Source organism: Streptomyces sp. NPDC050617, from assembly GCF_040654795.1.
In the GTDB taxonomy this organism is placed as follows: Bacteria; Actinomycetota; Actinomycetes; order Streptomycetales; family Streptomycetaceae; genus Streptomyces.
Window position 1 is genome coordinate 102,905 of record NZ_JBFAIS010000007.1, and the last position, 26,918, is coordinate 129,822.

A 26,918-nucleotide genomic window follows, 5' to 3' on the forward strand; every position below is an offset into this window, starting at 1 on the left:
CCCGTCCCTCAGCCCGCGTCCGGCGTGCGGTCCGCCGGGGAGGCGGCCGGGAGGTGCGGCAGCTCGTACGCGTCCGCGATCAGTTCGTACGAGCGCAGCCGCGCGTCCCGGCCGTGCGCGTTGGCCGTGATCATCAGCTCGTCCGCGCCGGTCCGCTTGGCGAGCCCGTCGAGTCCCGCGCGCACCTCGTCGGGCGTGCCGTGCACGACGTTGGCGAGCCAGCTGTCGACGAACTCCCGCTCCGCGGGGCTGTATTCGTACGCCGCCGCCTCTTCGGGGGTCGGCACCAGGCCCGGCCGGCCGGTGCGCAGCCGCAGCATCGACAGCGCGCCCGTGCGCACCTGGCGGAGCGCCTCCTTCTCGTCCTCGGCGGCGAACGCCTGCACGCCGATCTTCGCGTACGGCCGGTCGAGGACCTCCGAGGGGCGGAAGGACTCGCGGTAGAGGTCGAGCGCGGGGATGGTGTTGGCGGCCGAGAAGTGGTGGGCGAACGAGAACGGCAGCCCGAGCGTCCCGGCGAGGCGCGCGCTGAACCCGGAGGAGCCCAGCAGCCAGATCACCGGCCGGTCCGCGGACTGCACGCCGCCGGGGACGCTGCCCTGCACGGGGCCGGGGACCGCGTGGATACGGGCGTAGCGGTGGCCGCCGGGGAAGTCGTCGTCCAGGAACCGGGTCAGCTCCGCGAGCTGCTGCGGGAAGTCGTCGGCCCCCTCGTGCAGCCGGTCGGTGCGGCGCAGCGCGGCGGCGGTCGCGCCGTCCGTGCCGGGCGCGCGGCCGAGGCCGAGGTCGACGCGGCCCGGCGCGAGGGCTTCGAGGGTGCCGAACTGCTCGGCGATGACCAGGGGCGCGTGGTTGGGGAGCATCACGCCGCCGGAGCCGAGGCGGATGCGGTCGGTGTGCGCGGCGAGGTGGGCGAGGATGACGGCCGGGGAGGACGACGCCACACCCGGCATGGAGTGGTGCTCGGCCACCCAGAACCGCTGGAACCCGCGCCGCTCGGTCAGCTGCGCCAGCCGGACCGTGGTGCGCAGCGCCTCGCCGGCGGTCAGCCCGCTGCCGACCGTCGCGAGGTCCAGTACGGACAGGGGTACGGGCGCGCTGCCCCTGGGCTCCGCCCGGATGGTGTCGTGGGTCTCGTCCACGCCGCCCTCGTCCCGCACTTCGGCCACGGTGGCCCGCCTCTCCGGTCGCTGTCTCGCCGGCGGATCCGCGCTGGTCCGCCCGTCGGTCACCGAAGTCAACCGGAGCTGCTCTCCGGTTATTCCCGGCGCGCGGGAATTCCCGGGATTTCCGGACCGTACGCACCGCGCGGGCCCCCGCCAGTACGCGCCGCGCGGGCCCCTGCCCGTACGAGCTCGCGTCCGTACGAGCTCGCGTCCGTACCCGTACGAGGCCCGGACCCCGCGCGTACGAGGCCGCGCTCTGCGGATGGCGGCCGGGCAGCCGTGCGGGCCGCGTCCCGCCACCCGTCTACAGGGTCCGCCGTCCGCCCTCGAAGAGCCTTCCCAGGTCCGGGCAGGCCGCCGCGTGGCCGAGGAGGCGCAGCCCCTCCCAGGCCGTGACCTGGTTGGCGGTGAGCACCGGCTTGCCCACGGCCGCCTCCAGGGCGGGCAGATGGGCCGCGGTGTGCAGGGCCGTGTCCGGGAGGAGGACCGCCTCGGCCGCGGGGTGGTCGCCCGCCCGAGCCAGATCCAGCACCTCCTCGCGGCCCCACGTGCCGACCTCGGCGGCGGTGATGACGCCGCTGCCGCGGGCCGCGACGACCTCGACCCCGGCGGACTTCAGGAAGGCCGTGAAGTACTCGGCCACGTCCGCCGGATACGTCGCCGCCACCGCGACCCGCTCCGCGCCCACGGCCCGTACCGCGTGGGCGAAGGCGAACGACGTGCTGGACGCCGGGAGGCCCGCGGCGGCCGACAGCTCGCGGACCTGCTCGTGCGCGCCGTCCCAGCCGAACACGAAGCTCGCGCTCGTACAGGCCCAGACCACGGCCCCCGCGCCCTGTCGCCGCAGCTCGGCCGCCCCCGCCGCGAGCCGCGCCGCGGACCCCATCTCCAGCAGGGCGTCCACCCGGTGCGCGTCCTCGCCGATGTCGGTGTGGACGAGCGGCAGCCGGACGCCGCCGATGAGCGATTCGAGGCGCGGGTAATCGTCTTCCGCGGAGTATCCGGGGTAGAGGAATCCGACCGTGGGCGCCTGCTCCGTCCGGGGGTCCGTCTGCGGCACGTGGGGCATCTGCGGCTCCTGGCTGACGTGGGAAGAGAGGGCTGTCCAGGGGGCTATCCGGGGTCCTCCGACAGGGCCTGGCCCGGCGGGTCGAACCCCTCGGCCGGCTCGCCGTCCGGCACGGCCGCCGGGCCCGTGAGCGCGGCCTCGACGACAGGCGGTATCGAGGGCGCTATCGGGGGCGGGGAAGCAGAAGACACGGAAGGGACCGACGGGACGGCCGGGACGGAAGGCGCCGACGGGACCGACGGGACCACCGGTATCGGCCGGGCCGGTGGCGGCGACGAGCACATCCCCGCCGGTCCCGATCTCGCGACGGGGTCCAGCAGCGCCTGGTACGGGCCCACCGCCCGCGACCCCGTCAGCCGCAGCGCCGCCCAGACGGTCACCTGGTTGGCGGAGAGCACCGGCATCCGCAGCTCCGCCTCCAGCTGCGGGATCACGTCGTACGTCGGCAGGTTCGTACAGCTGATGAAGAGCGCGTCGGCCGCGCCCACCACCGCCTGCCGGGCCATGTCGACGACGTCCCGGTAGGGCACCTTCCAGATGTGCCGGGTGAGTCCGAGGTACGCGCGGCCGGTGACCGTGATGCCCGCGCCCGCCAGATACTCCTCCAGCGAGTCGGTCACCGACTTCGTATAGGGCGTGACCACCGCGATGCGCCGGGCGCCGATCTCCCGCAGCGCGTCGAGCAGCGCCCCGGAGGTCGTCACCGCGGGCACCTCGCCGGCCTGCGTCATGGCCGCGCACATCGCCCGCTCGCCCGCGACGCCGCCGACGAAACTGCCGGAGGTGCAGGCGTACGCGACCGCGTCCGGCTCGACCGCGGAGAGCGCCCGTACCGCGTGGCGCAGCGTCTCGTGCTCGCTGACGAGCCGGGCGAGGTCGAGGCTGACCTCGACGGGCACGAAGGGCGTCCGGGTCAGGTGGAGGGAGACCTCGTCGGGGACCCACCGCCACAGTTCGCGGTCGAGAGCGAAATCGAAGGGGGCCACCACCCCCACGCCGCACTGCGGCCGCGGGCCGCCCAGAAAGGAGGAGACGTCCATATCGCACTCCAATACAGCGGAGAGCAAGGCCATCGGCCTGGGGAGACAGGGTGCCGGCCTGCGCCGGGACGTCGGGACAGAGGGTGTTCCGTCGGCATCATCAGCGCCTTGTTGACGACGGTAGTTTCAGGTCCCTAGCGTGGTCAATCCTCATATCTCCGGGTACTTGTCGACTGTCACCGACACTCAAGCGGACCCCCATTTCGAAACGGTTTCCCGCCTATGTCCGATAGCACCGTTCTCGTCCTCGGCACCGAGCCCCCGGTCCGGCTCGACCGTCTCGAAGGCCGCGCCTCCGTGGTGGTCTGCGACGACGCCTCCTTCCCCGATCTGCTGCCGACCGCCGACGCCCTGCTGGTCTGGGACTTCGGCAGCCGGGCCGTGCGCGACGCGTGGCCCGGCGCGGGCCCGCGGCCCGGCTGGGTGCACACCGCGAGCGCCGGGGTGGACCATCTGCTCTCCCCGGCGCTCGCCGCCAGTCCCACGCTGGTCACCAACGCGCGCGGCCTCTACGAGCAGCCGATCGCCGAGTACGTCGCCGGGCTGGTGATCGCCATGGCCAAGGATTTTCCCGGCAGTTGGGAGCTTCAGCGGCAGCGCCGCTGGCGCCACCGGGACACGATGCGGCTGGCCGGGACGCGTGCCGTGGTGGTCGGCGGCGGGCCGATCGGACAGGCGGTGGCCCGTACGCTCGCGGCCCTGGGCATCGTCACGGAGCTGGTCGGGCGGACCGCGCGGCCGGGCGTGCGCGGCGCGGACGAGCTGGCCGGGCTGCTGCCGGAGGCCGACTGGGTGGTGTGCGCGGCGCCCCTGACGGCGGCCACCCGGGGGATGTTCGACCGGGAGGCGTTCGCCCGGATGAAGCCCGCGGCCCGTTTCGTGAACGTCGGGCGGGGGCCGCTCGTGGTCGAGGACGATCTCGTGGAGGCGCTGGTCAAGCGGCGGATCGCGGGCGCGGCCCTCGATGTGTTCGAGAGCGAGCCGCTGGGCGCGGAGAGCCGGATGTGGGATGTGCCGGGCCTGTTCGTCTCGCCGCACATGAGCGGGGACACGGCGGGCTGGCGGGACGATCTCGCGGAGCAGTTCCAGGACAACTTCGACCGCTGGGCGGCGGGCGAACCGCTGTTCAACGTGGTGGACAAGCAGCTCGGCTACGTCCCGGCCGCCGCCCCCGGGGCGCCGGATCCGACCGACCCCTCGCGGAGGACCGTATGACCTCACTCGCCGATCTCACGGCCCTCCAGCTGCTCGCCGGCTACGGCTCGGGCGCGTTCTCCCCGGTGGAGGTGGTGCGCGCCAACCTGGCGCGGATGGCGGAGGCCCCGCCCGCAGTCAACGCCTTCACCCGGGTGTCCGCCGACGCCGCGCTGCGGGAGGCCGAGGCGTCGGCGGCGCGGTGGCTGCGCGGCGAGCCCTCGGGGCTGCTGGACGGCGTGCCGGTGACCGTGAAGGACCTGCTGCTGACGCGCGGCGAGCCGACGCTGCGCGGCTCGCGGACCGTACGGGCGGAGGGGCCGGCCTGGGACGAGGACGCGCCCTCGGTGGCGCGGCTGCGCGAGCACGGGGCGGTGTTCCTGGCGAAGACGACGACGCCGGAGTTCGGGTGGAAGGGCGTCACGGACAGCCCGCTCCAGGGGATCACCGGCAATCCGTACGACCCCTCGCGCACCGCGGGCGGCTCCAGCGGCGGCAGCGCGGCGGCGGTGGCGCTGGGGGCGGGGCCGCTGAGCCTGGGGACGGACGGCGGGGGCTCGGTCCGTATTCCCGCGTCCTTCTGCGGCATCTTCGGTCTCAAACCCACCTATGGGAGGGTTCCGCTGTATCCGGCGACCCCCTTCGGGACGCTCTCGCACGTCGGGCCGATGACGCGGGACGCGGCGGACGCGGCGCTGCTGATGGATGTGATCAGCGGTCCCGACTGGCGGGACTGGTCGGGGCTGGGGCCGCACGGCACGACGTTCCAGGAGTCGCTGCGCGGCGGGGTGCGGGAGCTGCGGGTCGCGTACAGCCCGAGCCTGGGCGCGGGCGGTCCGGACGGGCACGGCGTGGTCGACCCGGAGGTGGCGGCGGCGGTCAGGCGGGTAGCGGAGCTGCTGGAGCGGCTGGGCGCGCGGGTGGAGGAGGCCGATCCGGGGTTCGCGGACCCGGTGGAGGCGTTCCACACGCTGTGGTTCAGCGGCGCGGCGCGCGTCGTGCAGCCGCTGGGCGCGGCCGACCGGGAGCTGCTGGACCCAGGGCTGCGGGAGATCGCCGAACTGGGCGCCTCGTACAGCGCGCTGGACTATCTGGCGGCGGTGGACGCGCGGATGGCGCTGGGCCAGCTCATGGGGAGCTTCCACAGCGCGTACGACCTGCTGCTGACGCCGACGCTGCCGATCACGGCGTTCGAGGCCGGGCACGAGGTGCCACCGGACTCGAAGCACACGCGGTGGACGGGGTGGACCCCGTTCACGTACCCCTTCAACCTCACACAGCAGCCCGCCGCGACGGTGCCGTGCGGGCTGTCGGAGGCGGGGCTGCCGATCGGCGCGCAGCTGGTGGCGGCCCGGCACGCGGACGCCGTCCTGCTGCGCGCGGCGCACGCGCTGTACGAGGCGGGGGTGGCCGAGCAGGTGGCGCCGGCGCTCGCGCGGTAGGTCCGCGCGGGGGGGGGCGCGTACGGACCACCCGGCAGGTTGCGCGCGGTAGGCGCGTACGGACCACCCGGCGGGTCGCGCACGGTGGGCGCGTACGGACCACCCGGCGGGTCGCGCACGGTGGGCGCGTACGGGCCGCCCGGCAGGCTGCGCGCGGTAGGCGCGTACGGGCCGTGGGCCGCGGGTGTCGCGCCGTGCGGCCCGTACGCGGCGGGGTCAGGCCCTGCGGAAGGTGAGGGTCTCCCCCAGCGCCCCGGCCCGCCACAGGTCCTGGCAGGCGTCCGCCATGCGGTCGAGGCCGTCGACGACGGTGCCCCAGACGATGCCCGGCACCCATCCGGCGTCGCCGTTGATCAGGAGGTTGTTGCGCTCGTAGAAGAGCGCCAGGTCGACGACCTGGGACCGGCCCTGGTGCTTGGCCCGGCTCTCATAGCCGTACGCCTTCGTGCCGAGCTCGGTGTCGGAGAAGGTGAAGTAGCAGAGGTCTCCGGGGATGGGGGTGACCGTCGGGTTCTCCAGCGGCGGCTCCTCCAGGGCGAACGTCGGCAGCAGGGCGTAGATCTCGTTGCGCGCGTACTTCGCGTGGTAGACGTCGCCGCCGAGCGGCAGCGCGTCCCAGACGGCCGCGCAGGTCAGCGGGGCGCGGTCGGTCAGCAGCCGGGCCGTGCAGCGCACGCCTCGCTTGTCGAGCGAGACTTCAATGAATTGATCACTCATCGCCGTTCCTCTCCTGCTTCCGCTCGCCGGCAGTGCATTCCGTCGTTCGGTCTGACTGGCTTTCAGCTTGCCTCACTCCACCGCCAATTGCTGCGCATCGACCCACCGCACAACAGCTGCATCAAGGTCTGAAAACGATCTGCATATCTTCGACGGGGCGGGGTACCCGCGCGCCCATGGCTCCACCCAAGGAGAACTACAAGAGAATCGTGATGCGCCGCCGCTCGCTCCTCGCGGGCGGCACGGCAATGGGTCTGCTGGGCGCGGTCGGCTGCAGCCGGGTGTCGACGGCGGACGCCAGGGACGGGGGAAATCTGCTGGAGCGGCTGAAATCGCAGGGCACGGTCCGGCTGGGGATCGCGGGGGAGATCCCCTTCGGCTATATCGACAAGAACGGCGATTTCACCGGTGAGGCGCCGGAGTTGGCGAAGGTGATATTCCCGCGCCTGGGGGTGCCGCGCGTCCAGCCCGTGCCGACCGAGTTCAACTCGCTCATACCCGGCCTCAACTCGCAGCAGTTCGACGGCATATCGGCGGGCATGTTCATCAACGCCGACCGCTGCTCGCAGGTCATCTTCGCCGACCCCGACTACGAGGTCCTGGACGCATTCATCGTCCGTAAGGGCAATCCGAAGAAGCTGCGCACCTACGCCGACGTGAAGCGGTCCGGGGCCCGGCTCGGCAGCGGCACCGCCTATGCCGAACTGGGGTACGCGAAGAACGCGGGGATCACCGATATCCAGGTCTATCCGGACCAGTTGGCCGGGCTGCTCGCCGTGCAGCAGGGCCGCGTCGACGCCTTCGCCGGCACGATCCTGACCATACGCAATGTCATTCGGCAGAACCCGGGCGCCGGCGTCGAATCCACGGAACCATTCCTTCCGCAAGTCGACGGCAAGGATGTGCACGGCGCGGGCGCTTTCGCTTTCCGCCCCGGCGAGACCGAACTGCGCGACGCCTTCAACGCCGAGCTGCACAAGATGAAGAAGTCCGGCGAACTGCTCCGCGTGATAAGGCCGTTCGGCTTCACCGAAACCGAGATGACCAAACTGACCGCTGAGGAGCTGTGCGGGAGATGACAACGGGGCTCTGGCAGCACTGGCTGCTGCCCGGTATCTGGGTCACGATCCAGCTGACCGTGTACAGCGCGGCATTCGCGGCGGTCGTCGCCTTCGGCGTCGGAATCGCCCGTACCTCCCGGCTGTGGATCGTCCGGTTCGTCACCGGCGTCTATGTGGAGGTATTCCGCGGCACCTCGGCGCTGGTGCTGATGTTCTGGCTGTTCTTCGTGATGCCGCTGGCCTTCGGGCTGCAACTCGTGCCGATGTGGGCGGCGGTCCTCGCGCTGGGCCTGTCGTACGGCGCGTACGGCTCGGAGATCGTGCGCGGCGCGCTGGCCGCGGTCGCCCCGGCGCAGCGCGAGGCGGCCGTGGCGCTGAGCTTCACGCCCGCGCAGCGGATGCGGCGGGTGATCCTGCCGCAGGCGGTCCCGGAGATGATCCCGCCGTTCAACAATCTGCTGATCGAGCTGCTCAAAGGCACCGCGCTGGTCTCCGTGATGAGCGTCGCGGACATCGCCTTCGCCGCCCAGCTCTCCCGGCTGGCGACCGGCGCGAGCCTGGAGATCTACGCGATCATCCTGGCCGTCTACTTCGTGCTGGCCTTCGTGCTGACCCGGCTGATGCGGCTGCTGGAGCGCAAGGCCAAGGCGGGCATCGGGCAGCTGCCCGAGAAGGGCGCGTTCCCGCGGCGCGGGGCGAAGCCGGCCGCCGCGCTGACCGCCGGAGGTGAGCGGTGAGCTGGAACTGGGAAGCGGCCCGGAAGTTCTGGCCGGAGCTGCTGCACGGGCTCGGCGTCACGCTGGAGGCGACGGCGCTCGGCGCGCTGCTGGCCTTCGCGCTGGGCCTGGCGTGGGCGCTGGCCTTCCGCTCGCCGACGCGCTGGGTGCGCTGGCCGGTGACGGCGGTGGTCGAGTTCGTCCGCAACACCCCGCTGCTGGTGCAGCTGTTCTTCTTCTTTTACGTGCTGCCGACCTGGGACATCAAGTTCTCGGCGCTGACCACCGGCGTGCTCGCGCTCGGCCTGCACTACTCGACGTACACCGCCGAGGTGTACCGGGCGGGCATCGACGGGGTGCCCGCGGGCCAGTGGGAGGCCGCGACCGCGCTGAGCCTCTCCCGCGCCCGTACCTGGACCGCGGTGATCCTGCCGCAGGCGGTCCGCCGCGTGGTCCCGGCGCTCGGCAACTACGTCATCGCGATGCTCAAGGACACCCCGATCCTGGCGATCATCGGCGTCCTGGACATGCTGCAGAACGCCCGGCTGGAGGGCGCCCGGACCTTCCAGTACGTGGAGCCCTTCACGATGGTCGGCATCGCCTTCATCGTCATCGCCTATCCGGCATCTCTACTGATGCGAGCCCTGGAGCGACGCCTTGGCCACTGAATCCGACACCCCGACCGCGGCCCCCGCCGAGAGCCGCGAACTCATCCGCTTCGACGGCGTCACCAAGCGCTTCGGCGCGCACACGGTCCTCGACGGACTCGACTTCACCGTCGCGCCCGGCAAGCACGTGACCCTCATCGGGCCGTCCGGGTCGGGCAAGACCACGATCCTGCGGCTGCTGATGACGCTGCTGCGGCCGGACGAGGGCACGATCAAGGTGGCCGGCGAGTACCTCACGCACGAGGAGAAGGGCGGCAGGCTGGTGCCGGCCGGCGAGAAGCACACCCGCGAGGTGCGCAAGAACATCGGAATGGTCTTCCAGCAGTTCAACCTCTTCCCCAATATGCGGGTGCTGCGCAATGTGATGGAGGCCCCGGTGCACGTCCTGGGGCTCGGCAAGGACGCGGCGCGGGAACGGGCGCGGGAGCTGCTGGACCTGGTGGGGCTCGGCGACCGCTGCGACGCGTACCCGACGCAGCTGTCCGGCGGCCAGCAGCAGCGGGTGGCGATAGCCAGGGCGCTGGCGATGCGGCCACAGGTGCTGCTGCTGGACGAGGTGACGTCGGCGCTCGACCCGGAGCTGGTGGCGGGCGTGCTGGACGTGCTGCGCGACATCGCGCACACCACGGACATCACAATGCTGTGCGTGACGCATGAGATGAATTTCGCCCGCGATATCTCCGATGATGTGCTGATGTTCGACGCGGGCCGGGTCATCGAGTCCGGCCCGCCGGAGAAGATCTTCAGCGATCCGGAGCACGAGCGGACCCGGGAATTCCTGAGCGCGGTGCTGTGAGGTGAGCGGGATGTTGTGAGGTGATCGGGGTGCCGTGAGGTGAACGCGGCGCTCTGAGAATGTCCGGAACGGCCTCATTCGCCGAGCCCCGGCCGGCCGCCCCGGATCGCCGCCACAGGAGCCCGTACCCCCACTTTTATCCCCATGACATATGCCAGCGTGGCGCGCTCCTGAACAGAGCCCCGGAGCGCGCCACAATTCTCGCCAACAACCGCCCCATTTCCCCCTCTTGGCGGCTATCGTGGACGCGCAAGCGGCAACCTGCTGGAAACTGCTAGGGGGAATCCGTGGCGCTCAAGCCCGAGCCGACCGCGCCGTTCCACTCGGTTCAGTACGCCCTGCGCGTGCTCGAAACGGTCGCCAAGCACGTCGACGGCGTCACCGACGCACAGATAGCACGCGAAACGGGACTGCCCACCGGCCACCTCGCCCACATGCTGCGCATGCTCCGCCGCGAGGGCTATGTGGAACAGGTCACGGACAGCACGTACACCGTCGGCGAGGCGCTGCTCCTGCTCGGCTCCGGCGGCGGCGACCGGCGCACGGCCCTGAAGGGCAAGCTCCAGCAGTCCCTGGACGCGCTGCGCGACTCCCTCGGCGCGGCCGTGTACATCAGCCGCTACATCGACGGCGAAGTCAAGATCACGCAGTACGCGGACGGGCCGGGCACCCCCAAGGTCAACGAATGGGTGGACTTCCGCTCCGCGGCGCACGCCAGCGCGGTGGGCAAGTGCCTGCTCACCCAGCTCGACTACGACGACCGCCGCGACCACCTCTCGCGCCACAAGACCGCACGGCTCACGTCCCGCACGATCACCAACGAGAAGATCCTCTTCTCCAAGCTGGACAGCCACCCCGCGACCGTCCCCGTCCTCGACCTCCAGGAGTACGCGGTGGGCACGGTCTGCGCCGCGGTCCCCATCACGGCCGGCCACGCGGTCGGCTGCCTGGCCCTCTCCCTCCCCCTGGAACACGCCCACCGCCTCCGCCAGGCCGCCGACACCCTGAACCGCTCGGCAGCCCCGCTGCTGCTCTCGCTCACGCTCTGAAGCCGAGTGTCAGGAGCACCCCTCGGGAGCAGGTAGTATTTCTTCCGTCAGCGAGCGCCGCTAGCTCAGTTGGTTAGAGCAGCTGACTCTTAATCAGCGGGTCCGGGGTTCGAGTCCCTGGCGGCGCACAGACAGAGCAGAGGCCCTTCACTCCGGTGAGGGGCCTTTTCTCGTGGGCATGCCGCTCCCCCGGCCCCGCACGGGTCAGGGCCCTCCGCCCGCCGCGCCGGGCGACGCCGCGGTCACGACTTGAGCGCGGCGACCGATCGGGCGCGCTCGGCCAGCTCCCGGACCGCGCGGATCTTGCCGTACGGCCGGACGCGCCGCCGCATGGTGTCGAAGTGCTCGTCCCCGCGGGCCGTGGACAACTGCACGTAGTCGTCGAGGAATGTGTGCCACGTCACACATGCCGCTTCCACGTGTCCGGACTCGAATTGCCGCTGGGCCAGCAGGGCGTTCGAGTGCACCCGGCCCTGTCGCTCCTGGCGTGGCTGGACCTTCAAGGACTGGCGCAGGGCCCGGATCGACCCGCTCAGGTCCTTGAACTCGTACAGCACGTGGGACTCGTGGAAGTGGTACGCGCTGGCGTCGTAGCCGCCGACGGACTCACGCCGGGAATCCGCCTTCGACAGGGCCGTCTCCGCCTCACCGAGTCTGGCGATGGCAGAGTGCCGGTCGCCGGTCATCGACGCGGCGTGGGCCTGCTGTCCGGCGAGGAACGCCCGCAAGCGCGGTCCGGCCTCCGGGGAAGCTTCAGCGGCGGCGTCGGCGAGCCGCAACGCCTTGCTGCCATAGCCGAGGTTCGACGCCTGGAGGCTCATGCCGCGCAGCGTGCGGCAGTAGGTGAGATGGTCCTCGGCCGCTCCGGCCAGCTTCAGGGCCTTGCCGTAATAGCGCTGCCCGAGACCGTGGTCGCGCTCGTACATCGCCATCCAGCCCGTCAGGTACACCAGGTCCGAGGCGGCGGCGAGCATGTCCTTGCGGATCCTTTCGGTGGCGGACGCCTTCAGGTACGGAGCCACCGTGTTGACCAGGAAGGCGGCGGCCATCGGCCGGGCGTGGCCGCCGCCGAGTTCATCGAGGATGTCGGCGATCCGGTCGGTCATGGTGCGGACGGTGGCGACCTCGCCGGAACCGATCCGCGCGGTACGTCCGGTACCGCGCTCCACCGCCCCCGCGAGGTCGGGGAACAGCGGAACAGCCAGCGCCGCCGAGTACACGCCGGCAGTGAGTACGCCCCTACGGGATGGGTCCATGTCCGCCCTTCCGACATCGATGAGGTCTTCGAGAACATCGCCGCTCTCCCCCGCTCCCGCCGGAGCGGCGAAACCGGCCTCGGCATGAGTGACCGGACGTCCGAGTCGCCGGGCGAGCACTTCGAGGATGACGGGCCGGGCCCGCGCTCGCGGCATGGTCCCGGAAAGCCAGTGCGACACGGCCGACTGGTCGTAGCGCAGTGATAGTCCGGCCTCGGCGCCGGTGCGATTCACCGCGTTCGCGAACTGCGTCCATGACCATCTGGTCTCGTCCAGCAGACCGGCCAGACCGGGGTTCGGTGTGCACGGGCTGTTCGGCATGGTCCAACTCCCGCTGGAATTCATGGCTTTCATGTACACGGCTCCCTCTCACGGTACCGGTCGGCCTCGCTCCGGGGGTTACCTGAATGTACGAACCCCAGCCGCGAGGGAGCCTCGAATGACCCCCACCACGACGGACAAGATCTCGCACCGCACGCCCGTCCCACGCCCGACCCGATCCGAGGATGCGGAGGGCCGCGCCGGCGGAGAGCTGCCGTTCGGCGCACGGGCGCCGCTTCCCGCGTACGTCGTGAAGATCGACCCGTCGGAGTTCGCCTACGACCCGCAGCGCCAGGTCAACGTCATGGCCGACGGCCGTCTGTGGGCCGATACCCCCATGGCCGCGTCGAGCACCGCCACGAACAACGACACCTCACCCGGCAACCCGCCCGACGAGGACTCCGACCCCTACGCGTTTCCCGGCGATGAGGGGCTGTAGACAGTGCCCGGTCCGCTTCGGTATGTCCTGGTCGTGGCGGAAGATCGCGACCCCACAGCCGACCTGGTGGTCCAGGCACTGACCAACCAAGGGGTTCCGGTGATGCGCTTCGATCTGGCCCGTTTCCCCCAGGACGTCACGCTCGCCGCCCAGCACGGTGGAGAGGAGCACGGCTGGTCGGGCGATGTGTGCTCGGACGGCCGCGCGGTGCGACTTGAGGAGGTCCGGGCCGTGTATTACAGACGGCCCGGCCTGCCGGGCATCGCGTCACGCGTCGCGTCCGCGTACCGGGGGTGGGCGCGGGCTCAGGCCCTCGTCGGGATGGTGCAGGTGCTGTCCTCGCTGCCGGTGGTGTGGATGCACCACCCGGACGTGTACCGCGCGTCGGCCCATAAGCCGGGGCAACTGGTCGCCGCGTCCGCCGCCGGACTGCGAGTGCCGCGCACCCTGATCACCAATCGGCTGGAGCACGCCCGTAAGTGGGCTGCGGGCATCGGCGGTCCGCTGGTGTGCAAGCCGGTCGCCTCCGCGGCCCTGGACCTGCCCGACGGCCCGCCCATGATGCTGCCCACCCGTCGTTTCGATGCGCAGGAGCTGGACGAATCGCTGGAGCTGACCGCGCATCTCTTGCAGGAGTGGGTGCCCAAGGCGTACGAGGTGCGGCTGACCGTCGTCGGTGACCGGATGTTCCCCGTCGCCATTCACGCGGGCAGCGCCGCGGCGCTGACGGACTGGAGAAGCGACTACGACTCGTTGGAGTACGAACCGGTCACCGCCCCCGGCCACGTGGCCGACGGCGTCCGCCGCTTCATGGCCCACTACCGCCTGAACTTCGGTGCGTTCGACTTCGCCGTCAGGCCCGACGGGCAGTGGGACTTCTTCGAGTGCAACCCCGCCGGGCAGTGGCAGTTCATCGCCGCGGCCACCGGGCTGCCGATCGCCGAAGCGCACGCCGCACTGCTGCGAGGAGCCGTCGCATGACCACGTACGCCGGACAGGATGCCGACATGCCGGCCGACCTGCCACAGGCCCGCGACCTGCGTCTGGCCATGGCCGAGGCGCTCGATGCGGCGGGGAAACTGCCCGCCGCGTGGCGGGGCGCCGTGGAAGCCGTGCCCCGGCACCTGCTGGTGCCGCGCTATTACGAACAGGACGCCGCCGGGAGGTGGCAGCCCAGGACGGTGCGGTCCCCGGGGTATCTCGCGGACGTGTACGCGGACCGTGTGCTGACCACGCAGCTCGACGGCAACGTACCGACGTCCTCGTCGACCCAGCCCGCTCTCATGCTCGCCATGCTGGACGCCCTTGAGGTGGCGGACGGGCATACGGTTCTCGAGATCGGCACAGGTACCGGATACAACGCGGCCCTTCTCGCGCACCGGCTCGGCAGCGCGAAGGTGACGACCGTGGATGTGGACCCGAAGCTGACCCGAGCGGCGGCCGCGCGCCTGGCGGCAGCCGGTTACCGGCCCGTCGTCCGTACCGGCGACGGCGCGCGGGGAATCCGCGACCGGGCGCCGTACGACCGGGCCATCGCCACTTGTGAGCTGCGCCGAGTCCCCTGGCCATGGATCGAGCAGGCGGCGGATTCTGCCGTGCTCGTGGTCCCCATCGGGGCCGGTCTCGCACGGCTGCGTGTGCGGGGCGGACAGGTCTCGGGCCGGTTTCTGAGCGCCGGGGCTCACTTCATGCCGCGCCGCACCGCCGCGCGACCGGCCCCGCCCCGTTTCGCATCACTGCGCACGACAGTGCCGACTCGGACGTCCGTCGCGGTCGCCGAGGTGCTCGACCGGCTGCGATTCCCGGTCTCCCTGGCGCTGTCCGGGTACGGCTCGTGCGTCTGGTCCGGCGAGGGCGGCGGGGTCCAGGCGCTCGGGCTGTGGACTCCGGATGGCTCCGTCGCGACCGCGCACACTGACGGGACGGTCCGCCAGGGCGGGCCGCGACGGCTGTGGGACGCCGTGGAGGAGATCAGCGAGCTGTTTCCGCACGGCGCGGTTCCGGCGCGTGAGGACTTCGGGCTCACGCTCTCCCCCGACCGCCAGCGGGCATGGTTCCAGCGTCCCGACGGGCCCGGCTGGGAGCTGGCCGGAGCGCATGCCCGATGACTTATGTCATGGACGGGTCGTGATCGGCGGCTCTGCTCGGTGGGGGGCTTGGTCAGCAGGATTGTCCGTATGACGACGACGCTTCCGTTCTCTCCGCTCTCTCCGCTCTCTCCGCGCCCGCAGGGTTCGCAGCAGGCCGGCGACCCGGTGCGGGCGGCGGAGGCGGGGAAGGGCTCGGGCGGCGGGGAGATCAGGCCGTTGCCGGTGTGGTTCTTCGCCTTTGAGGGGGTCATGTCCTCCGCGTACGACCTGCTGCGGGCGTACCCGCAGGCGATGTACGCGCTGGTCGCGGTGGCGGTGGTCAATATCGGGATCTCGCTGACGGTGCTGCGACCGCGGGTGCGGCTCGCGAAGCGGCTGTGGCGGGGGAAGGGGACGCGGAAGGTGGCCGTGGGGCTGGTGCTGCTGCGGGTGGGGGCGCATGTGGTGCTGGGGGCGCTGGGGCTGGCGGTCGCGGGGACGTTCGGCCATCTGCTCTTGACGGTGCTGATGTCGGCCACCACGGTGACCCTGCTCTGGTACGCCCAGCGGACCGCGCTGCGCGCCATCGCGCGCGACGAGGCCCGTACCGCCGGCTGACGGCGGGGGCGGCCCGTACCATGGGTGGCTGCCACAGCAGGGAGGAGGTTCCGCATGCCGCGCTCACGCCGGTCGTTCGCCGTCACGGCGCTGCTGTTCCTCCTCGCCGCGCTCTTCGTCCCGAAGCCCTGCGCGCTCGCGGCGGCCCATTCCGAGCCCGCCGCGCGTACGGGCTTCGCCGCCGCCGTCGTCGTCGCCGAGCCGCCGGGCCCCTCGGCCTCGGTCCCCGGGAAGTGCACGCCGGACCAGGCGCCCGCGCGCCCCGGGCCCGACGTCGCCGTCGCCCATCCGCACGCCGACCCGCTCCCCGGGCCGGGCGTCGAGCCCCTCCCGTACACCGCGCCGCCGCTGCCCCCTGCCGGCGGTCCGCGGGCTCCGCCGCTGCCCGTCGCGGGCTGCGCCGAGCTCCTGCCGGTTCTGCGGATCTAGCCGCGTCGACACGCCACCGGCCTGTGACCAGGCCGGGCTTCGGCATGTTCCGATCCTGAAGGTCGCGGCTCTCCTGATCGTTCCTACGGTCCGGAGGCCCTGGCGGCCTTCCCGGCGATCCCCGCGAACCCATCGAGCCCTTCGAGCCCTGGAGCCCGATCACCCATGTCCTCCCGCATCACCACCCCCTCCCGCCGCGTCGCGGCCATCGGTGCGATCTTCGCGCTGATCGTGGCGCTCGTCGCCACCGGCATCGCCGTCGGCGAGAACATCAGCGACGGCGGGTCCGACTCGGCCGCCGCCCCGTCCGACGCGTCCGACGGAACCGGAAAGCAGGGGGACGCCGCCGCGGCCGACCCCGAGCAGCAGAAGATGTACGACCAGTTCGACAAGGCGACCGTGCGCCGCGAGGACGGCGACGCGCTGGCGCTCGGCAAGAAGGACGCGCCCGTCGTGCTCGTCGAGTACGCCGACTACCAGTGCTCGTACTGCGGCCGGTTCACCCGTGAGACGCAGCCCGAGCTGGTCAAGAAGTACGTGGACGACGGCACGCTGCGCATCGAGTTCCGCAACTTCCCGATCTTCGGCAAGGACTCGGAGCGGGCCGCCCGCGCCTCTTGGGCGGCGGGCCGGCAGGGCAAGTTCTGGGCGTTCCACGACGAGCTGTACGCCAAGCTCCGCAAGGGCGACGCGCTCGCCGAGGACAAGCTCGTGGACCTGGCGCGCAAGAGCGGCGTCGGCGACGTCGACCGGTTCCGGGAGGACCTGAAGGGGTCGGCGGCGGCCGCCGCCGTCAAGAAGGACCAGAACGAGGCGTACAGCCTCGGCGTACAGTCCACGCCCTCCTTCGTCGTCGGCGGCCGGCCGATCGCCGGGGCCCAGCCGATGAGCGTCTTCGAGGAGGCCATCAAGGCGGCGCGCGACCACGCGAAGGCGGCGGCCAAGTGAACGACATCGGCTATCTCGCCGCTTTCCTGGGCGGCGCGCTCGCCCTGCTCAGCCCGTGCAGCGCGCTGCTGCTGCCCGCGTTCTTCGCATACTCGCTCGCGACTCCGGGCAGGCTGCTGGCCCGTACCGGCGTCTTCTACCTCGGGCTGGCCACCACGCTGGTGCCGCTCGGCGCGGCCTCCACCGCCGCGAGCCGGCTCTTCAACGGCCACCGCGACCTGCTGATCACGATCGGCGGCTGGGTGGTCATCGCGCTGGGCGTCGCGCAGATCGTCGGCCTCGGCTTCGCGTCGAAGCGGGCGCAGGCGGCGGCGGGGCGGATCACGCCGCGTTCGGCGGCGTCCACGTTCCTGCTGGGCTGCGTGTACGGGCTGGCCGGGTTCTGCGCGGGCCCGATCCTCGGGGCGGTGCTGACGGTGACCGCCGTGAACGGCAATCCGGTGTACGGGGCGTCGATGCTGGCCGTGTACGCGCTGGGGATGGCGCTGCCGCTCTTCGTGCTCGCCCTCTTCTGGGACCGCTTCCAGCTCGGCCGGCGGGGCTGGCTGCGCGGGCGCGCGTTCCGGCTGGGCCGGCTGGAGCTGCACACCACGTCGCTGGTCTCCGGGCTGTTCTTCATCGGCATCGGGGCGCTGTTCCTGGCCTTCGACGGTACGACCCCGCTGCCCGGAATCCTCGACTCGGACCAGGAGTTCCACCTGGAGGAGGTCGCTTCGCGGATCGGGAACGCCGTGCCCGACTACGTACTGCTGGCGGTCGTGGCCCTCGTCGTGGCGGCCGTGCTGGGCCGGATCGCGCTGCGGCCCGACAAGCCCGATAAGCTCGATAAGCCCGACAAGACAGCCGAGAACGCCGGGAGCAGGGAAGAAGGGGCGAAGACGGGCTCGTGAGTGAGGCGCGGCGGGCGCGCCTCGCCGCCGTCAGGCGCCCAGCTCGAACCACACGGTCTTTCCGGTGGAGTTGAGGTCCACGCCCCAGGTGTCGGCGGTTTCGGAGAGCAGGAACATGCCGCGGCCGCTCTCCGCGAAGTAGTCGGGCTCCTTGACGGTCGGCATGCCGGCGTCGGCGTCGGTGACGGCGGCCCGGATGCCGCCGGGAAGGTTGTCGAGGGTCAGCACGCACTCGGCGGTCGCGGTGTGTTTGTGGACGTTGCTGAGGAGTTCGGTGACGCACATGGCGGCGCCGGGTACGAGGTCCGTGCGGCCCCACAGCCGGAGCTGGGACGCGACGGTGCGCCGGACGCGCGCGAACGCCCTCGGCTGGGCGACGAGTTGCTGCTCGAAGCGCTGCGGGGGGTATTCGGCCATGGCGGACATGGCTCCTCCTACTCGCCCCCGGCCGCGAAGAGTTGGCTGCTGTGTCTGTGGATCTTACGAGACGACCGCGGGTGCGCGAAGCCGGGGAGCGTGGGAAATCTCGAACAACTCCGAAATCCTGGCGTTGCCGAGCGGGCGAAGGGCCTCCCCGGGGGTGGGAGGGAGGCCCTTCGAGGGGGCCGCGCGCCCTGTCGAGCGGTCAGAGGACGCGGCCGCGGAGGCTCAGAACTGGACGTCCGAGCAGGAGTAGAAGGCGTTGCCCGTGTCGGCGATGGTCCACACGCCGAGGATCAGGTGCTTGCCGGTCTTCTGGGTGGGGATGGTGCCCTGGTGGGTGACGGTGCCCGGGGGGATCCGGCCGCCGAAGGGCACGGTCATGAAGGGCTGCGACTCCAGGTCGGCGCGGGTGAGCGGCTTGTTGGGGTTGTAGCCGTCCTTGGTGATGTAGTACTTGAAGTCCGTGGTGGCGTGCTGGGCGGGGAGCTTCCAGCGGAACTGGAAGCCTTGGCCGGCGGTCACCTGGGTGGCGGGCCACTTTCCGCCGCGCGGGTCGTCGAGCTCCGCGAACCTGCCGTTGCCGCCGGCACAGATCTTGCCGTCGGCGGGCCCTCGGCTCGGGAAGCCCTTGGGGCCTTCCACGCTCTGCGGCTCCCACTGGATCTCGCCGCAGTTCTTCACGGTCCCCTTGGCGCAGTAGGCCTGCCGACTGGTGGGCGAGTCGACGTAGCCATGGCTGGACGCGCTGCCCGTGGCGAATAGTGAGACACCCGCGATGGACAGGCCGATCACGGCGGCACTGATCTTCTTGCGCATGCTTCGCTCCCTGAGAACGTGGGGGGTTCTGTGAGTCGAGTGAAGTGCGGTCTAGACCAACTGGGAGGCTAGTACCGGCCGTTCATCATGTCCAGACCAATGACGACCTGAATCCGGCCGCTGTCCGTACGCACTCCCGTAACCCGCTCGTCGCCCCCAGGCCCCCGGCGCCAGACCGCCGAACATGCCCCGGCGGGCTGTCAAACGCCTGGCAGGCGGGTTGCGCCCACCGCCGCTCCGGGCTCGCGCGCTCCGCCCGGACCGGCGCACGGCGCTCCGTCCGACGCCTCGCACGCCAGACGGACCCCTCCTGTCCCAGCCAGGTTGGCCGAAGTCGTCCCACCCCTCCCGGTCCTCGCCGGGCGCACCGCCCCTGAGCGCCCCCCAGGGCCTACGCGGCGGCCCCCAGGCGGGCCGCCGGGACCTGGGGCTCTGCTGCCGTACGGAGGAGGCCCGCATAGGTGTGACGGAGGGCGATGAGGGATTCCTGGGCCTCGCGGTAGGCCATGGAGGCGGCGCCGCCGCGGTGGGCCAGGGTGCGCACGGGGGCGCAGTGGCGGTCCATGGCGGTGAGCCAGGCGCGGTGCGGGGCGGGGAGGTGGCGGCGGACCAGTTGGCGACCGCCCTCGCCGAGGCGGCGGGCGCCCATGCCGAGTACGGCCTCGGCGGCCTGGAGCACGGGCGGCTCCAGCGCGCCCGGCAGCCCGGTGCCGGACCGGCCCCCCGAAGGGCTCTGGCCGTCGGCGGCCAGCGCGGTCAGCACGGCGCGCTGCTGCGGGGTGCTCGGGGCGAGTTCCAGGGTGGCCTGTTCGGCGTGCAGTTGGGCGCGCAGCGTGTGCTGGATGCGGGTGAGGCGGCGCAGCGCCGTCGCCGTGGCGGCCTGCGGGCCGTCCCCGGCCAGGGTGTCCGCGAGGCGGAACAGCCAGATGCCGTGCGCCTCCAGCCGGGTCGCGGCGAGCATCAGGTGGTCGAGGCGGCTGAGCCGCTGGCCGTCCGCCGACCAGCGGACGACCGGCACCAGCTCCTCGGTGCGCGCCAGCTGGTCGATGGGGATCTGGCGGCGCGGCTTGCGGGCCGGGCCCCAGTTGAGGAGGGCGAGCGTGGGCAGGGCCACGAAGTGCGGCCGGTCCAGGCGGTGCGCGATGGCCGCCCACAGTTCGAGGAACGCCGCGTCGGCGTCCTGCGCCGACGCCGGCGCGTCGGGGTCGAGATGGGCCCAGCCGCAGGCCGCCGCGATCACCGCCACGCGCATCCCCGCGGCCTCGGCGTTGCGCGGCGACAGGCGGGAGACGCGGACCCGCAGGGCCGCCAGGTCGCCCTCGCGGGCGGCCCGTTCGACCAGTTCGCGGGCGGCGCCGCGGTCGGGGGCGGCGGCGGCCCCGGCCGCGAGGGCGTCCAGCCGCACCCACGTGCCGATCATGGTGCGTACGGGTGTGCGCGGCGGCAGGAACCCGTGGAGGCGCGGGTCCTGCGGCGCGGTCTCGATCGCGGTCGTCATTGCGGCCATCCCTCTCGTACCAGCCATCCCTATCGTCCCACTCACCCCAAACGTCCGAGAGGCACCAGACGTTCCATCAATCGATGATCTTCGAAGAAGCCGCCCTCTCATGGGCCCGCCTCACGGGCACCCCCTTACGGGCGGGTGCCCGCAAGGAGCCGCGCCACCTCCCCGTCGAGATCCAGGTGGCGGTGTTCCGTACCCGGCCGCACCAGCCGCGTCGTCTCCGCCGTCCAGTCGACGAGGTCCGCCGCGCGCACCGCCAGCACGCAGCGCCCCTCGTCCCCGGTGAGCTGGATGTGCACCCGCGCGGGGCGCCCCTGACGGTGGACCGGCCACACCGACACATCGCCCTCGCCGACCCGGCCCCGCGCCCCGCGCAGCAGCAGCTCGCGGGCGAAGAACCAGCTCGCGACCGTCTCGCCCCGGCAGGAGAAGACGACGGCGATCTCGTACGGGCGGTCACTGCGATAGCTGAAGCGGCCGAGCACCGGGATGGGCGGGCAGCCCGCCTCCCCGGGGCCGGGGAGGAGCTCCAGCAGCAGAGTGCGGTTCGCTGTCGTGGCCACTGCGAGCAACCTTTCGTCGATGGAACCGGTCCACACCACTCGTCAGCCGACGCGGCCGTACATGTTCGGGTTGTAGTAGGCGAACGAGGAGATACGGACCGTCTTCCCCGGTCGGGGCGCCTCCAAGTACTGGCCGCCGCCCAGGTAGATCGCCACGTGGTGGATGCCCGAGACCGAGCCGTCGCCGGACCAGAAGACGAGGTCGCCCCGGCGCAGCTCGCCGCGCGAGATCTTCTTGGACGCGCGGTACTGGTCGTCGGCGACGCGCGGCAGGCTGATGCCGGCCCGGCGGTACGCCTGCTGGACGAGGCCGGAGCAGTCCCAGGCGTTCGGGCCGTTGCCGCCCCATACGTAGGGGTCGCCGAGCTGCGCCATGGCGTACGAGATGGCGGCCTCGGTGCCGTGGCCGGAGGTGGACCCCGAACCCGACCCCGATCCGGAGCCGCCGCGCGACGTGGAGCCGGAGCCGGAGCCCTGGGAGGAACCCCCGGACTTCCCGGTGCGCGCCTCGTAACGGTCCTTGTGGCTCGTCCACCACCAGCTGCCGTTGCTCTGGTACCAGTACACCCGGTCCGTGGAGTCCCAGCCCGAGCGGCCACGGAAGGTGGGGTTGGAGTTGTGGCCGGCCGTGGAGCCGCCAGCGGAGGAAGACGACGAGGAGGAAGAAGAGGACGAGGACGAGGAGCCGCCCGCGTACCGCTCGTATCTGTCCTGGTGGCTCGTCCACCACCAGCTGCCGCTCTTCTTGTACCAGTACACCCGGTCCGTGGAGTCCCAGCCCGCCTTGCCCCGGAACGTGGGGTTGGTGGAGTGGCCCGCCGTCGAGCGCCCGGCCGAGGAAGAAGAGGAAGCAGAGGAAGCAGAGGACGACGACGCCGACGCGGAACCGCCCGCGTGCGCCTTGTACTTGTCGTAGTGGCTCGTCCAGCGCCACCAGCCGCTGCCGTCCTTGTACCAGTACTTGGAGCCGTCCCAGCCCGCGTGGCTCGGCGCCGGTTCGGCCGCGGCCGTACCCGCCCCCGCGCCGACCAGTGCCGCGGCCCCCACCGCCGCCGCGATGGCGCCGCGCACCGTGCACCGCTGCGGGGTGCCTCCGTTGCGCCGTGCCGACTCGACCGCCGCGCCCGTGCAGAACGCGCAGGCGCAGTCGGTCGGTATCTCCTCGCTGAATGCCGGTGTACGCACTCTTTACCGCCTTTCTCCAGGTGTCGCGGCCCGTGGCCGCCTCTTCGCGCGACAGCTCGGAGCCCGCCGCTCAGAGCTCGGCTCAGAGCTCAGCTCAGTGCTCGGCTCAGTGCTTGGCGGCCGAGCTGCCGCGCGCCGTGTAGAAGGCGACGGTCAGGTCCTTGACCAGCGCCTTGCGTTCGTAGTCGTCCAGTTCCACGAGCCCGCGCGCGGTCAGCCTGCTGACGGTGTCGTCCACCGCGTCCACCACCGACGTCAGCACCGAGTCGCGGTGCTTGGCGTCGATGGCCGCGATCTGGCTGCGCTGCATCGCCGCCGCGACCTCCGGCGCGTACTCGATCCGCGTCGGCTGCGCCGAGAAGACCTGCACGCCGATGGAGCGGACCTGGTCGGAGAGGACCTGGGTCAGCGCGTCGCCGACGGCCTCCGCGTCGCGCAGCGTCGGCGCGTCGTCGTGGAAGGCGTCCGCCGGGAGCTGGGACAGGACGCGGGCCATGGCCGCCTCGACCTGCTCGCTCAGATAGCCGGCGTAGTCGTCGACCGCGAGCGTGGCCCGCGCCGTGTCGCGCACCCGCCACACCACCAGGACCACGACCCGCAGCGCGACGCCCTTGGCGTCCACGGCGGCCATGGGCTCGCTGCGCCAGTGCCGCAGCCGCACGTCCACCCGGCGGCGCAGCACCAGCGGGCTGATCCACACCAGCCCGGTGCGCCGCACGCTCCCCCGGTAGCGGCCGAAGAGCGACAGCACCCAGGCGCAGCCCACCCGGCCGCGGGTCAGCCCGCCGAACGCGAGCAGCGCGACCGCGCCGCCCGCCGCGACCGCCGCCCACTCCCAGGGCCGTACGTCCGTACGTTCATGGACCGGCAGCCGGACGGCCTTCAGGGCCGCTTCCGGCAGGACGCCCACGTGCCACAGCAGCCAGCCGCAGCCGCCGAGGGCGAGCAGCCCGACGAAGATCGCCCACCAGCCGGAGAGCGCGGGGCCCGACCGCTCGACGAGGTCGGCGTCGCCCTCGGGGGCCTCGCGCGTGTCGGGCCGGGGTTCGGCCCGCCGCCGGTTGCGGCCGCCGGAGGCGCCGGGCCCGCCGCCGGAGCGTGCGTCCCGGTCGCCGCCGCCCGTACGAACGCCCCGGCCCGTACGCGCGGAGTCGCGGGCGTCCGGCCGGCCCGCGGCGTCGGCGAGCGCGGTGGCCGCCGCGATGCCCGCGATGGCCGTCGCGGTGTCCTCCGTACGGGTGACGCCCGCCGTACGCGCGGTGTCTTCCGTACGAGCGGCGTCTTCCGTACGAGCGGTGTCCTCGGTACGGGCGGGGGCGGGCACTTGGGCGGCGGCGGGGGCAGGCGCGTACGGCGCCGCGTCGGCCGCGTCAGTCGCGGCGGCGGGCTCGGACGGCGCCGCCTCCTCGCGTTTGTCGGGCTTCCCGGCCTTCTCGAAGGCCGGGCGTCCGACCGCGGGCGCCGGGTCGGCGAGGTCGGGCGGGTAGACGAACTCCTTGCCGGTGTCCGGGTCGATCAGCGGCACGAGGATGAGCGGCTGCTCGGTCGTCTCATCCTCGGTCGCCCGTGCGCCCTCCCCCGCCGCCTCGCCGCCGGTCTCCTCGGGCTCGACGGCCGGGCCCCGGCCGCCGTCGATGACGGCGTCGAAGACGGCCACGTGGGACCCCGGCCGGTCGGCCTGGAGCGGCCCGGGCGCGTCCCGGTCCTCCACGGGCGCCGGGCCGTGCCCGTACCCGTCGCGGTCGTCGCGGAAGAGCATGTCCATGGGGATGCCCTCGCCGTGCCAGATGGCGCGCATCCGGGTGCCGGTGGACGGGCCGGTGTTCGGCCCGTCGTACGAGCCGGCGTGCGCGCTCCCCTGTGGCCCGGCGGCACCACCGTCCTCTCCTTGCCGGCCGTGCTGACCGGGGTGGTCCCCCTGCTTACGGGACTTCGCCGCGCCCGCCGAGGGCCCCGGCTCCGTGCTGTCCTTGCTGCCCCTGCTGTCCTTCTTCATCTTCCGCTCCGTCATGCGAAGAGCCGCCGCCAGGTCTCGGGGCCGGGGTAGCCGTCGGCGTCGCGGCCGCCCCAGCCCTGCGCCCGCTGGAACGCCTCGACGTTCCGGCGGTCGCTCTCGCTCCACCGGGGGCCGGGGCCCTGTGAGTAGTGCTTGCCGTAGCCCTTTTTGACCAGCTGTTTGCCGAGCTGTGCGACATACGTGTTGGACTGGCCGGGGCGGAACGCGGCCGCGCCCGGATAGGCCGGCGCCTTGCTCCCGCTGTTCCCGCCCTGATTTCCGCCGGCCCCGCCCGAGCCGCCGATGTTCTTGCCCTTGCCGTTCACCAGGTAGTCCCAGGTCGCCCGGCCGGGTATGCCGTCGGCGTCGCCCCCCGACCAGCCCTGCGCCTTCTGGAACGCCTGGGTCGCCCGGCGGTCCGCCTCCGACCAGCGCGGGCCCGGCCCCTCGGAGTAGAACTTGGCGCCGCCCCGCTTCACGAGCATCTGGCCGAGCCGGGTCACCTGGGCGTTGTACGCGCCGGGGCCGAAGGAACCGGCGCCGGGAAATGCGGTGGAGCCGCCGCCGCTGTTACCGCTGCCGCCGCCCGTTATCCCGTTGTAGCGATAGGCCACATAGCGGCTGGAGTTGTTCCAGTAGGCATAGGGGGTGGAGCGCTTGAGCGTATGCGGGCGCGTCTGCTCGTAGGCGATGTACCGGGTGTGCGCGGAATTGGCCCACCCGCCGAAGATGGTGACGTGCGAACCCGCTCCGGGGTTCGCCGCATTGTGGAAGAGAAGCATGTCGCCCGGCTGCAGCTGGCTCTTCGATATTTGGGTGCCGAACTGCGAGAGGCTGCCGGTCCACTGGTTGCTGCCGAGATTCCAGGCCATCGAGACGAATCCCGAGCAGTCCTGCCGATAGCCGTCGGACCAGTAGCGGCTCATGCTGTACGGAACCTGCTGATTCACCCAGTGCTGGGCGCGGTTCAATATCGCGTCGCGGGTGGTGGTGCGGTTCGCCACGGCGAGCGCCATGACCCGGCCCCGGCCGTCGGCCGCCTCGGCGTCGGCGCCGTACAGCGCGCCGGGCCGGCCCTGCGGGGTGGCTCCGGCGGCCGTGTCCGACGCCCCGTCATGTCCCAGGCCCGCGCTGCTGACCTCGGACGGAGCGGGGCCGGCGGCTATCGCCGCGCCCGCGCCGCCGCTGAGCACCGTGCCCGCCGCCGCGACGAGCACGACGGCCCGGCGGGCGCCGTACGTCGCCGGGTGGCCGCCGTCGCGGGCGGGCACCGCGTGCAGCAGGGCCCGGCGGCGCTGCACGCATCCCCCGCAAGCGCAATCGCCCGGGGGATCGAATTCCTCAAACACGGGCATCGACATATGAGTCCCCTCCAGGCCGTGAAGTTCCCGTCGCGCTTCGCACTCGGCACAGCTTCTCAACTACCCGGACAAACCGCATGTTGACGGAGCAACTGATGATCTTGCGCGACAGACATGATCTTCACAGAGCAAAACGGGAGGTTGTGCAGTCTTTGGTCCATAAACCAAAGGACTTTCGACCCTTTACGCGGTGGTCTCGTTCACCCATACGCCCGTGCGCGGGCACGCCGATACCGGGTGGTCCGGAGCACCCCTTCGGATCCGGTAGAGTTTTCTCCGTCAGCGCGCGCCGCTAGCTCAGTTGGTTAGAGCAGCTGACTCTTAATCAGCGGGTCCGGGGTTCGAGTCCCTGGCGGCGCACGTAGGACTGAGGCCCCCTCGCCATCGGCGAGGGGGCCTCAGTCGTTGTCTCTGTTCACGGCCTCGCCCTTTATCCCTGTTCACATCGGAGGCAGCGGTGCACAGTCGCGGAATGGCGAACGACATCCAGGAACGCATCAAGAAACTGATCATCGACCGGCGGCTCCCCTCCGGCGCCCCGCTGCCCACCGAGACCGAACTGATGGAGCTGCTCGGCGTGAGCCGGAACTCGGTGCGCGAGGCGCAGAAGGCGCTGCAGGCGATGGGGATCGTCGAGATCCGGCACGGCTTCGGCACCTATGTGGGCCCCATGTCCATGGCCCCGATGATCGAGGGCCTGATCTTCCGCACCGTCGCCGGGCACTACCGCGGCGAGGACGACCTGCTCCGCCTCCTCGAACTGCGCGAGGCCGTGGAGACCGGCCTGATAGCCCGGCTGGCGGGCCGGGTGCCGGAGGACGATCTGGCCGAACTCGACGCGCTCGTCGGCCGGATGGAGGAGGAGGCCGCCGCCGGGTCCGTACGGGCGGAGACCGACCGCGCCTTCCACGCGACGCTCCACCGCGGCCTGGACAACCCGTTGCTGAGCGAGGTCCTGGAGGCGTTCTGGGTCGCCTTCCACCGGGTGCGCACGGATCTGGTCGAGCTGCGCACGGACCCCGCGGTCACCTGCGCGCAGCACCGGGAGATCCTCGCGGCGGTGCGCTCGGGTGACGCCGTACGAGCGGAAGCGGCCATCCGTGACCACTTTGGCAACATCCGTACACGACTTGGTTCAGCGCACCGCTTTGCCCGGTAAACACCTCGTATCACCCTTGCGAT

General features: G+C 72.0%; 27 protein-coding genes and 2 tRNA genes. 17 read left to right on the plus strand and 12 right to left on the minus strand.

From position 1 onward, the window contains the following. Positions 1-8: 8 nt before the first annotated feature. The 3 genes from AB0I49_RS12110 to AB0I49_RS12120 all read right to left on the minus strand — a co-directional run bounded on the left by AB0I49_RS12110 (position 9) and on the right by AB0I49_RS12120 (position 3,275). Complete coding sequence (locus AB0I49_RS12110) at positions 9-1,160, minus strand: LLM class flavin-dependent oxidoreductase (protein WP_363226994.1); 1,152 nt, start codon at positions 1,158-1,160, stop codon at positions 9-11. Between the two features lie 310 nt (positions 1,161-1,470). Further along, positions 1,471-2,235, minus strand: a complete 765-nt coding sequence (locus AB0I49_RS12115; protein WP_363226803.1) for a decarboxylase — start codon at positions 2,233-2,235, stop codon at positions 1,471-1,473. A gap of 44 nt (positions 2,236-2,279) precedes the next feature. Then, the gene (locus AB0I49_RS12120; protein WP_363226804.1) at positions 2,280-3,275 is read right to left on the minus strand and encodes an aspartate/glutamate racemase family protein; all 996 of its coding nucleotides are present in this window, start codon (positions 3,273-3,275) and stop codon (positions 2,280-2,282) included. A gap of 222 nt (positions 3,276-3,497) precedes the next feature. Here AB0I49_RS12120 and AB0I49_RS12125 point away from each other — a divergent pair, with 222 nt between their 5' ends. Both AB0I49_RS12125 and AB0I49_RS12130 read left to right on the plus strand, forming a co-directional pair. Next, complete coding sequence (locus tag AB0I49_RS12125; RefSeq protein WP_363226805.1) at positions 3,498-4,490, plus strand: D-2-hydroxyacid dehydrogenase; 993 nt, start codon at positions 3,498-3,500, stop codon at positions 4,488-4,490. Next, positions 4,487-5,911 carry an amidase gene (locus AB0I49_RS12130; protein WP_363226806.1) on the plus strand — a complete coding sequence of 475 codons (1,425 nt, stop codon included), beginning with the start codon at positions 4,487-4,489 and terminating at the stop codon, positions 5,909-5,911. Before AB0I49_RS12125 ends, AB0I49_RS12130 begins: the two co-directional genes overlap by 4 nt. Before the next feature lie 216 nt (positions 5,912-6,127). Here AB0I49_RS12130 and AB0I49_RS12135 read toward each other — a convergent pair whose 3' ends face one another. Next, positions 6,128-6,628 (minus strand): DUF3830 family protein, encoded by a 501-nt coding sequence (locus AB0I49_RS12135; RefSeq protein ID WP_363226807.1) that lies wholly within the window; start codon positions 6,626-6,628, stop codon positions 6,128-6,130. Between the two features lie 176 nt (positions 6,629-6,804). Here AB0I49_RS12135 and ehuB point away from each other — a divergent pair, with 176 nt between their 5' ends. The 6 genes from ehuB to AB0I49_RS12165 all read left to right on the plus strand — a co-directional run bounded on the left by ehuB (position 6,805) and on the right by AB0I49_RS12165 (position 11,046). Beyond that, positions 6,805-7,707, plus strand: coding sequence for an ectoine/hydroxyectoine ABC transporter substrate-binding protein EhuB (ehuB, locus tag AB0I49_RS12140; RefSeq protein ID WP_363226808.1), 903 nt, complete (start codon positions 6,805-6,807; stop codon positions 7,705-7,707). After that, a complete protein-coding gene (ehuC, locus tag AB0I49_RS12145) occupies positions 7,704-8,426 on the plus strand; it encodes an ectoine/hydroxyectoine ABC transporter permease subunit EhuC (protein ID WP_363226809.1) in 723 nt (240 codons plus the stop codon). The genes ehuB and ehuC overlap by 4 nt, the downstream gene beginning before the upstream one ends. Then, complete coding sequence (gene ehuD / locus AB0I49_RS12150; RefSeq protein WP_363226810.1) at positions 8,423-9,073, plus strand: ectoine/hydroxyectoine ABC transporter permease subunit EhuD; 651 nt, start codon at positions 8,423-8,425, stop codon at positions 9,071-9,073. Before ehuC ends, ehuD begins: the two co-directional genes overlap by 4 nt. Then, on the plus strand, positions 9,063-9,869 hold the full coding sequence (gene ehuA, locus AB0I49_RS12155; RefSeq protein WP_363226811.1) for an ectoine/hydroxyectoine ABC transporter ATP-binding protein EhuA: 807 nt from the start codon (positions 9,063-9,065) through the stop codon (positions 9,867-9,869). The genes ehuD and ehuA overlap by 11 nt, the downstream gene beginning before the upstream one ends. A 287-nt stretch (positions 9,870-10,156) precedes the next feature. Then, positions 10,157-10,918: an IclR family transcriptional regulator C-terminal domain-containing protein gene (locus AB0I49_RS12160; RefSeq protein WP_363226812.1), complete on the plus strand. Its 762-nt coding sequence runs from the start codon at positions 10,157-10,159 to the stop codon at positions 10,916-10,918. Between the two features lie 54 nt (positions 10,919-10,972). Further along, positions 10,973-11,046, plus strand: a tRNA-Lys gene (locus AB0I49_RS12165). A 114-nt stretch (positions 11,047-11,160) separates the two neighbouring features. On the opposite strand, the gene AB0I49_RS12170 is transcribed toward AB0I49_RS12165, so the two are convergent. Next, positions 11,161-12,495, minus strand: coding sequence for a hypothetical protein (locus tag AB0I49_RS12170; protein ID WP_363226813.1), 1,335 nt, complete (start codon positions 12,493-12,495; stop codon positions 11,161-11,163). Between the two features lie 118 nt (positions 12,496-12,613). On the opposite strand from AB0I49_RS12170, the gene tgmA reads away from it, so the two are divergent. The 7 genes from tgmA (at position 12,614) to AB0I49_RS12205 (ending at position 17,888) form a co-directional block, all read left to right on the plus strand. Continuing rightward, the gene (gene tgmA / locus AB0I49_RS12175) at positions 12,614-12,934 is read left to right on the plus strand and encodes a putative ATP-grasp-modified RiPP (protein ID WP_363226814.1); all 321 of its coding nucleotides are present in this window, start codon (positions 12,614-12,616) and stop codon (positions 12,932-12,934) included. A 33-nt stretch (positions 12,935-12,967) separates the two neighbouring features. Then, the gene (gene tgmB, locus AB0I49_RS12180; protein ID WP_363226815.1) at positions 12,968-13,915 is read left to right on the plus strand and encodes an ATP-grasp ribosomal peptide maturase; all 948 of its coding nucleotides are present in this window, start codon (positions 12,968-12,970) and stop codon (positions 13,913-13,915) included. Next, complete coding sequence (locus tag AB0I49_RS12185; RefSeq protein WP_363226816.1) at positions 13,912-15,042, plus strand: methyltransferase domain-containing protein; 1,131 nt, start codon at positions 13,912-13,914, stop codon at positions 15,040-15,042. Before tgmB ends, AB0I49_RS12185 begins: the two co-directional genes overlap by 4 nt. Before the next feature lie 69 nt (positions 15,043-15,111). After that, positions 15,112-15,621 carry a hypothetical protein gene (locus AB0I49_RS12190; protein ID WP_363226817.1) on the plus strand — a complete coding sequence of 170 codons (510 nt, stop codon included), beginning with the start codon at positions 15,112-15,114 and terminating at the stop codon, positions 15,619-15,621. Between the two features lie 54 nt (positions 15,622-15,675). Then, positions 15,676-16,050, plus strand: coding sequence for a hypothetical protein (locus tag AB0I49_RS12195; RefSeq protein WP_363226818.1), 375 nt, complete (start codon positions 15,676-15,678; stop codon positions 16,048-16,050). 165 nt (positions 16,051-16,215) lie between these two features. Beyond that, a complete protein-coding gene (locus AB0I49_RS12200; RefSeq protein ID WP_363226819.1) occupies positions 16,216-16,998 on the plus strand; it encodes a thioredoxin domain-containing protein in 783 nt (260 codons plus the stop codon). Beyond that, positions 16,995-17,888, plus strand: coding sequence for a cytochrome c biogenesis CcdA family protein (locus AB0I49_RS12205; protein ID WP_363226820.1), 894 nt, complete (start codon positions 16,995-16,997; stop codon positions 17,886-17,888). The genes AB0I49_RS12200 and AB0I49_RS12205 overlap by 4 nt, the downstream gene beginning before the upstream one ends. A 30-nt stretch (positions 17,889-17,918) precedes the next feature. Here AB0I49_RS12205 and AB0I49_RS12210 read toward each other — a convergent pair whose 3' ends face one another. From AB0I49_RS12210 to AB0I49_RS12240, 7 genes are all read right to left on the minus strand, one after another. Beyond that, positions 17,919-18,305 (minus strand): ATP-binding protein, encoded by a 387-nt coding sequence (locus tag AB0I49_RS12210; protein ID WP_363226821.1) that lies wholly within the window; start codon positions 18,303-18,305, stop codon positions 17,919-17,921. A gap of 231 nt (positions 18,306-18,536) precedes the next feature. Then, the gene (locus AB0I49_RS12215) at positions 18,537-19,127 is read right to left on the minus strand and encodes a lytic polysaccharide monooxygenase auxiliary activity family 9 protein (RefSeq protein ID WP_363226822.1); all 591 of its coding nucleotides are present in this window, start codon (positions 19,125-19,127) and stop codon (positions 18,537-18,539) included. Positions 19,128-19,518: 391 nt separating this feature from the next. Beyond that, positions 19,519-20,625: a hypothetical protein gene (locus AB0I49_RS12220; RefSeq protein ID WP_363226823.1), complete on the minus strand. Its 1,107-nt coding sequence runs from the start codon at positions 20,623-20,625 to the stop codon at positions 19,519-19,521. 134 nt (positions 20,626-20,759) lie between these two features. Further along, a complete protein-coding gene (locus tag AB0I49_RS12225; RefSeq protein WP_363226824.1) occupies positions 20,760-21,194 on the minus strand; it encodes an SsgA family sporulation/cell division regulator in 435 nt (144 codons plus the stop codon). A gap of 42 nt (positions 21,195-21,236) precedes the next feature. Next, positions 21,237-22,379 carry a C40 family peptidase gene (locus AB0I49_RS12230; RefSeq protein WP_363226825.1) on the minus strand — a complete coding sequence of 381 codons (1,143 nt, stop codon included), beginning with the start codon at positions 22,377-22,379 and terminating at the stop codon, positions 21,237-21,239. Positions 22,380-22,485: 106 nt separating this feature from the next. Beyond that, positions 22,486-24,390, minus strand: a complete 1,905-nt coding sequence (locus AB0I49_RS12235) for an SPFH domain-containing protein (protein WP_363226826.1) — start codon at positions 24,388-24,390, stop codon at positions 22,486-22,488. Then, complete coding sequence (locus AB0I49_RS12240) at positions 24,387-25,736, minus strand: peptidoglycan-binding protein (RefSeq protein WP_363226827.1); 1,350 nt, start codon at positions 25,734-25,736, stop codon at positions 24,387-24,389. Before AB0I49_RS12240 ends, AB0I49_RS12235 begins: the two co-directional genes overlap by 4 nt. A 286-nt stretch (positions 25,737-26,022) precedes the next feature. Between AB0I49_RS12240 and AB0I49_RS12245 the strand changes: the two genes are divergently transcribed. Both AB0I49_RS12245 and AB0I49_RS12250 read left to right on the plus strand, forming a co-directional pair. Then, a tRNA-Lys gene (locus AB0I49_RS12245) sits at positions 26,023-26,096 on the plus strand. Between the two features lie 112 nt (positions 26,097-26,208). Then, entirely contained in the window at positions 26,209-26,895 is a 687-nt protein-coding gene (locus AB0I49_RS12250) for a FadR/GntR family transcriptional regulator (RefSeq protein ID WP_363226828.1), read from the plus strand. Positions 26,896-26,918: the final 23 nt, after the last annotated feature.

What these genes read in the sequence shown, in the direction of transcription:
- AB0I49_RS12115 (WP_363226803.1), bottom strand. Translation starts at nt 2,235, where the DNA reads ATGCCCCACGTGCCGCAGACGGACCCCCGGACGGAGCAGGCGCCCACG.
- AB0I49_RS12120 (WP_363226804.1), bottom strand. Translation starts at nt 3,275, where the DNA reads ATGGACGTCTCCTCCTTTCTGGGCGGCCCGCGGCCGCAGTGCGGCGTG.
- AB0I49_RS12125 (WP_363226805.1), top strand. Translation starts at nt 3,498, where the DNA reads ATGTCCGATAGCACCGTTCTCGTCCTCGGCACCGAGCCCCCGGTCCGG.
- AB0I49_RS12130 (WP_363226806.1), top strand. Translation starts at nt 4,487, where the DNA reads ATGACCTCACTCGCCGATCTCACGGCCCTCCAGCTGCTCGCCGGCTAC.
- AB0I49_RS12135 (WP_363226807.1), bottom strand. Translation starts at nt 6,628, where the DNA reads ATGAGTGATCAATTCATTGAAGTCTCGCTCGACAAGCGAGGCGTGCGC.
- ehuB (WP_363226808.1), top strand. Translation starts at nt 6,805, where the DNA reads ATGGCTCCACCCAAGGAGAACTACAAGAGAATCGTGATGCGCCGCCGC.
- ehuC (WP_363226809.1), top strand. Translation starts at nt 7,704, where the DNA reads ATGACAACGGGGCTCTGGCAGCACTGGCTGCTGCCCGGTATCTGGGTC.
- AB0I49_RS12170 (WP_363226813.1), bottom strand. Translation starts at nt 12,495, where the DNA reads ATGCCGAACAGCCCGTGCACACCGAACCCCGGTCTGGCCGGTCTGCTG.
- tgmA (WP_363226814.1), top strand. Translation starts at nt 12,614, where the DNA reads ATGACCCCCACCACGACGGACAAGATCTCGCACCGCACGCCCGTCCCA.
- AB0I49_RS12185 (WP_363226816.1), top strand. Translation starts at nt 13,912, where the DNA reads ATGACCACGTACGCCGGACAGGATGCCGACATGCCGGCCGACCTGCCA.
- AB0I49_RS12190 (WP_363226817.1), top strand. Translation starts at nt 15,112, where the DNA reads ATGACGACGACGCTTCCGTTCTCTCCGCTCTCTCCGCTCTCTCCGCGC.
- AB0I49_RS12195 (WP_363226818.1), top strand. Translation starts at nt 15,676, where the DNA reads ATGCCGCGCTCACGCCGGTCGTTCGCCGTCACGGCGCTGCTGTTCCTC.
- AB0I49_RS12200 (WP_363226819.1), top strand. Translation starts at nt 16,216, where the DNA reads ATGTCCTCCCGCATCACCACCCCCTCCCGCCGCGTCGCGGCCATCGGT.
- AB0I49_RS12210 (WP_363226821.1), bottom strand. Translation starts at nt 18,305, where the DNA reads ATGGCCGAATACCCCCCGCAGCGCTTCGAGCAGCAACTCGTCGCCCAG.
- AB0I49_RS12215 (WP_363226822.1), bottom strand. Translation starts at nt 19,127, where the DNA reads ATGCGCAAGAAGATCAGTGCCGCCGTGATCGGCCTGTCCATCGCGGGT.
- AB0I49_RS12220 (WP_363226823.1), bottom strand. Translation starts at nt 20,625, where the DNA reads ATGACGACCGCGATCGAGACCGCGCCGCAGGACCCGCGCCTCCACGGG.
- AB0I49_RS12235 (WP_363226826.1), bottom strand. Translation starts at nt 24,390, where the DNA reads ATGACGGAGCGGAAGATGAAGAAGGACAGCAGGGGCAGCAAGGACAGC.
- AB0I49_RS12240 (WP_363226827.1), bottom strand. Translation starts at nt 25,736, where the DNA reads ATGTCGATGCCCGTGTTTGAGGAATTCGATCCCCCGGGCGATTGCGCT.
- AB0I49_RS12250 (WP_363226828.1), top strand. Translation starts at nt 26,209, where the DNA reads ATGGCGAACGACATCCAGGAACGCATCAAGAAACTGATCATCGACCGG.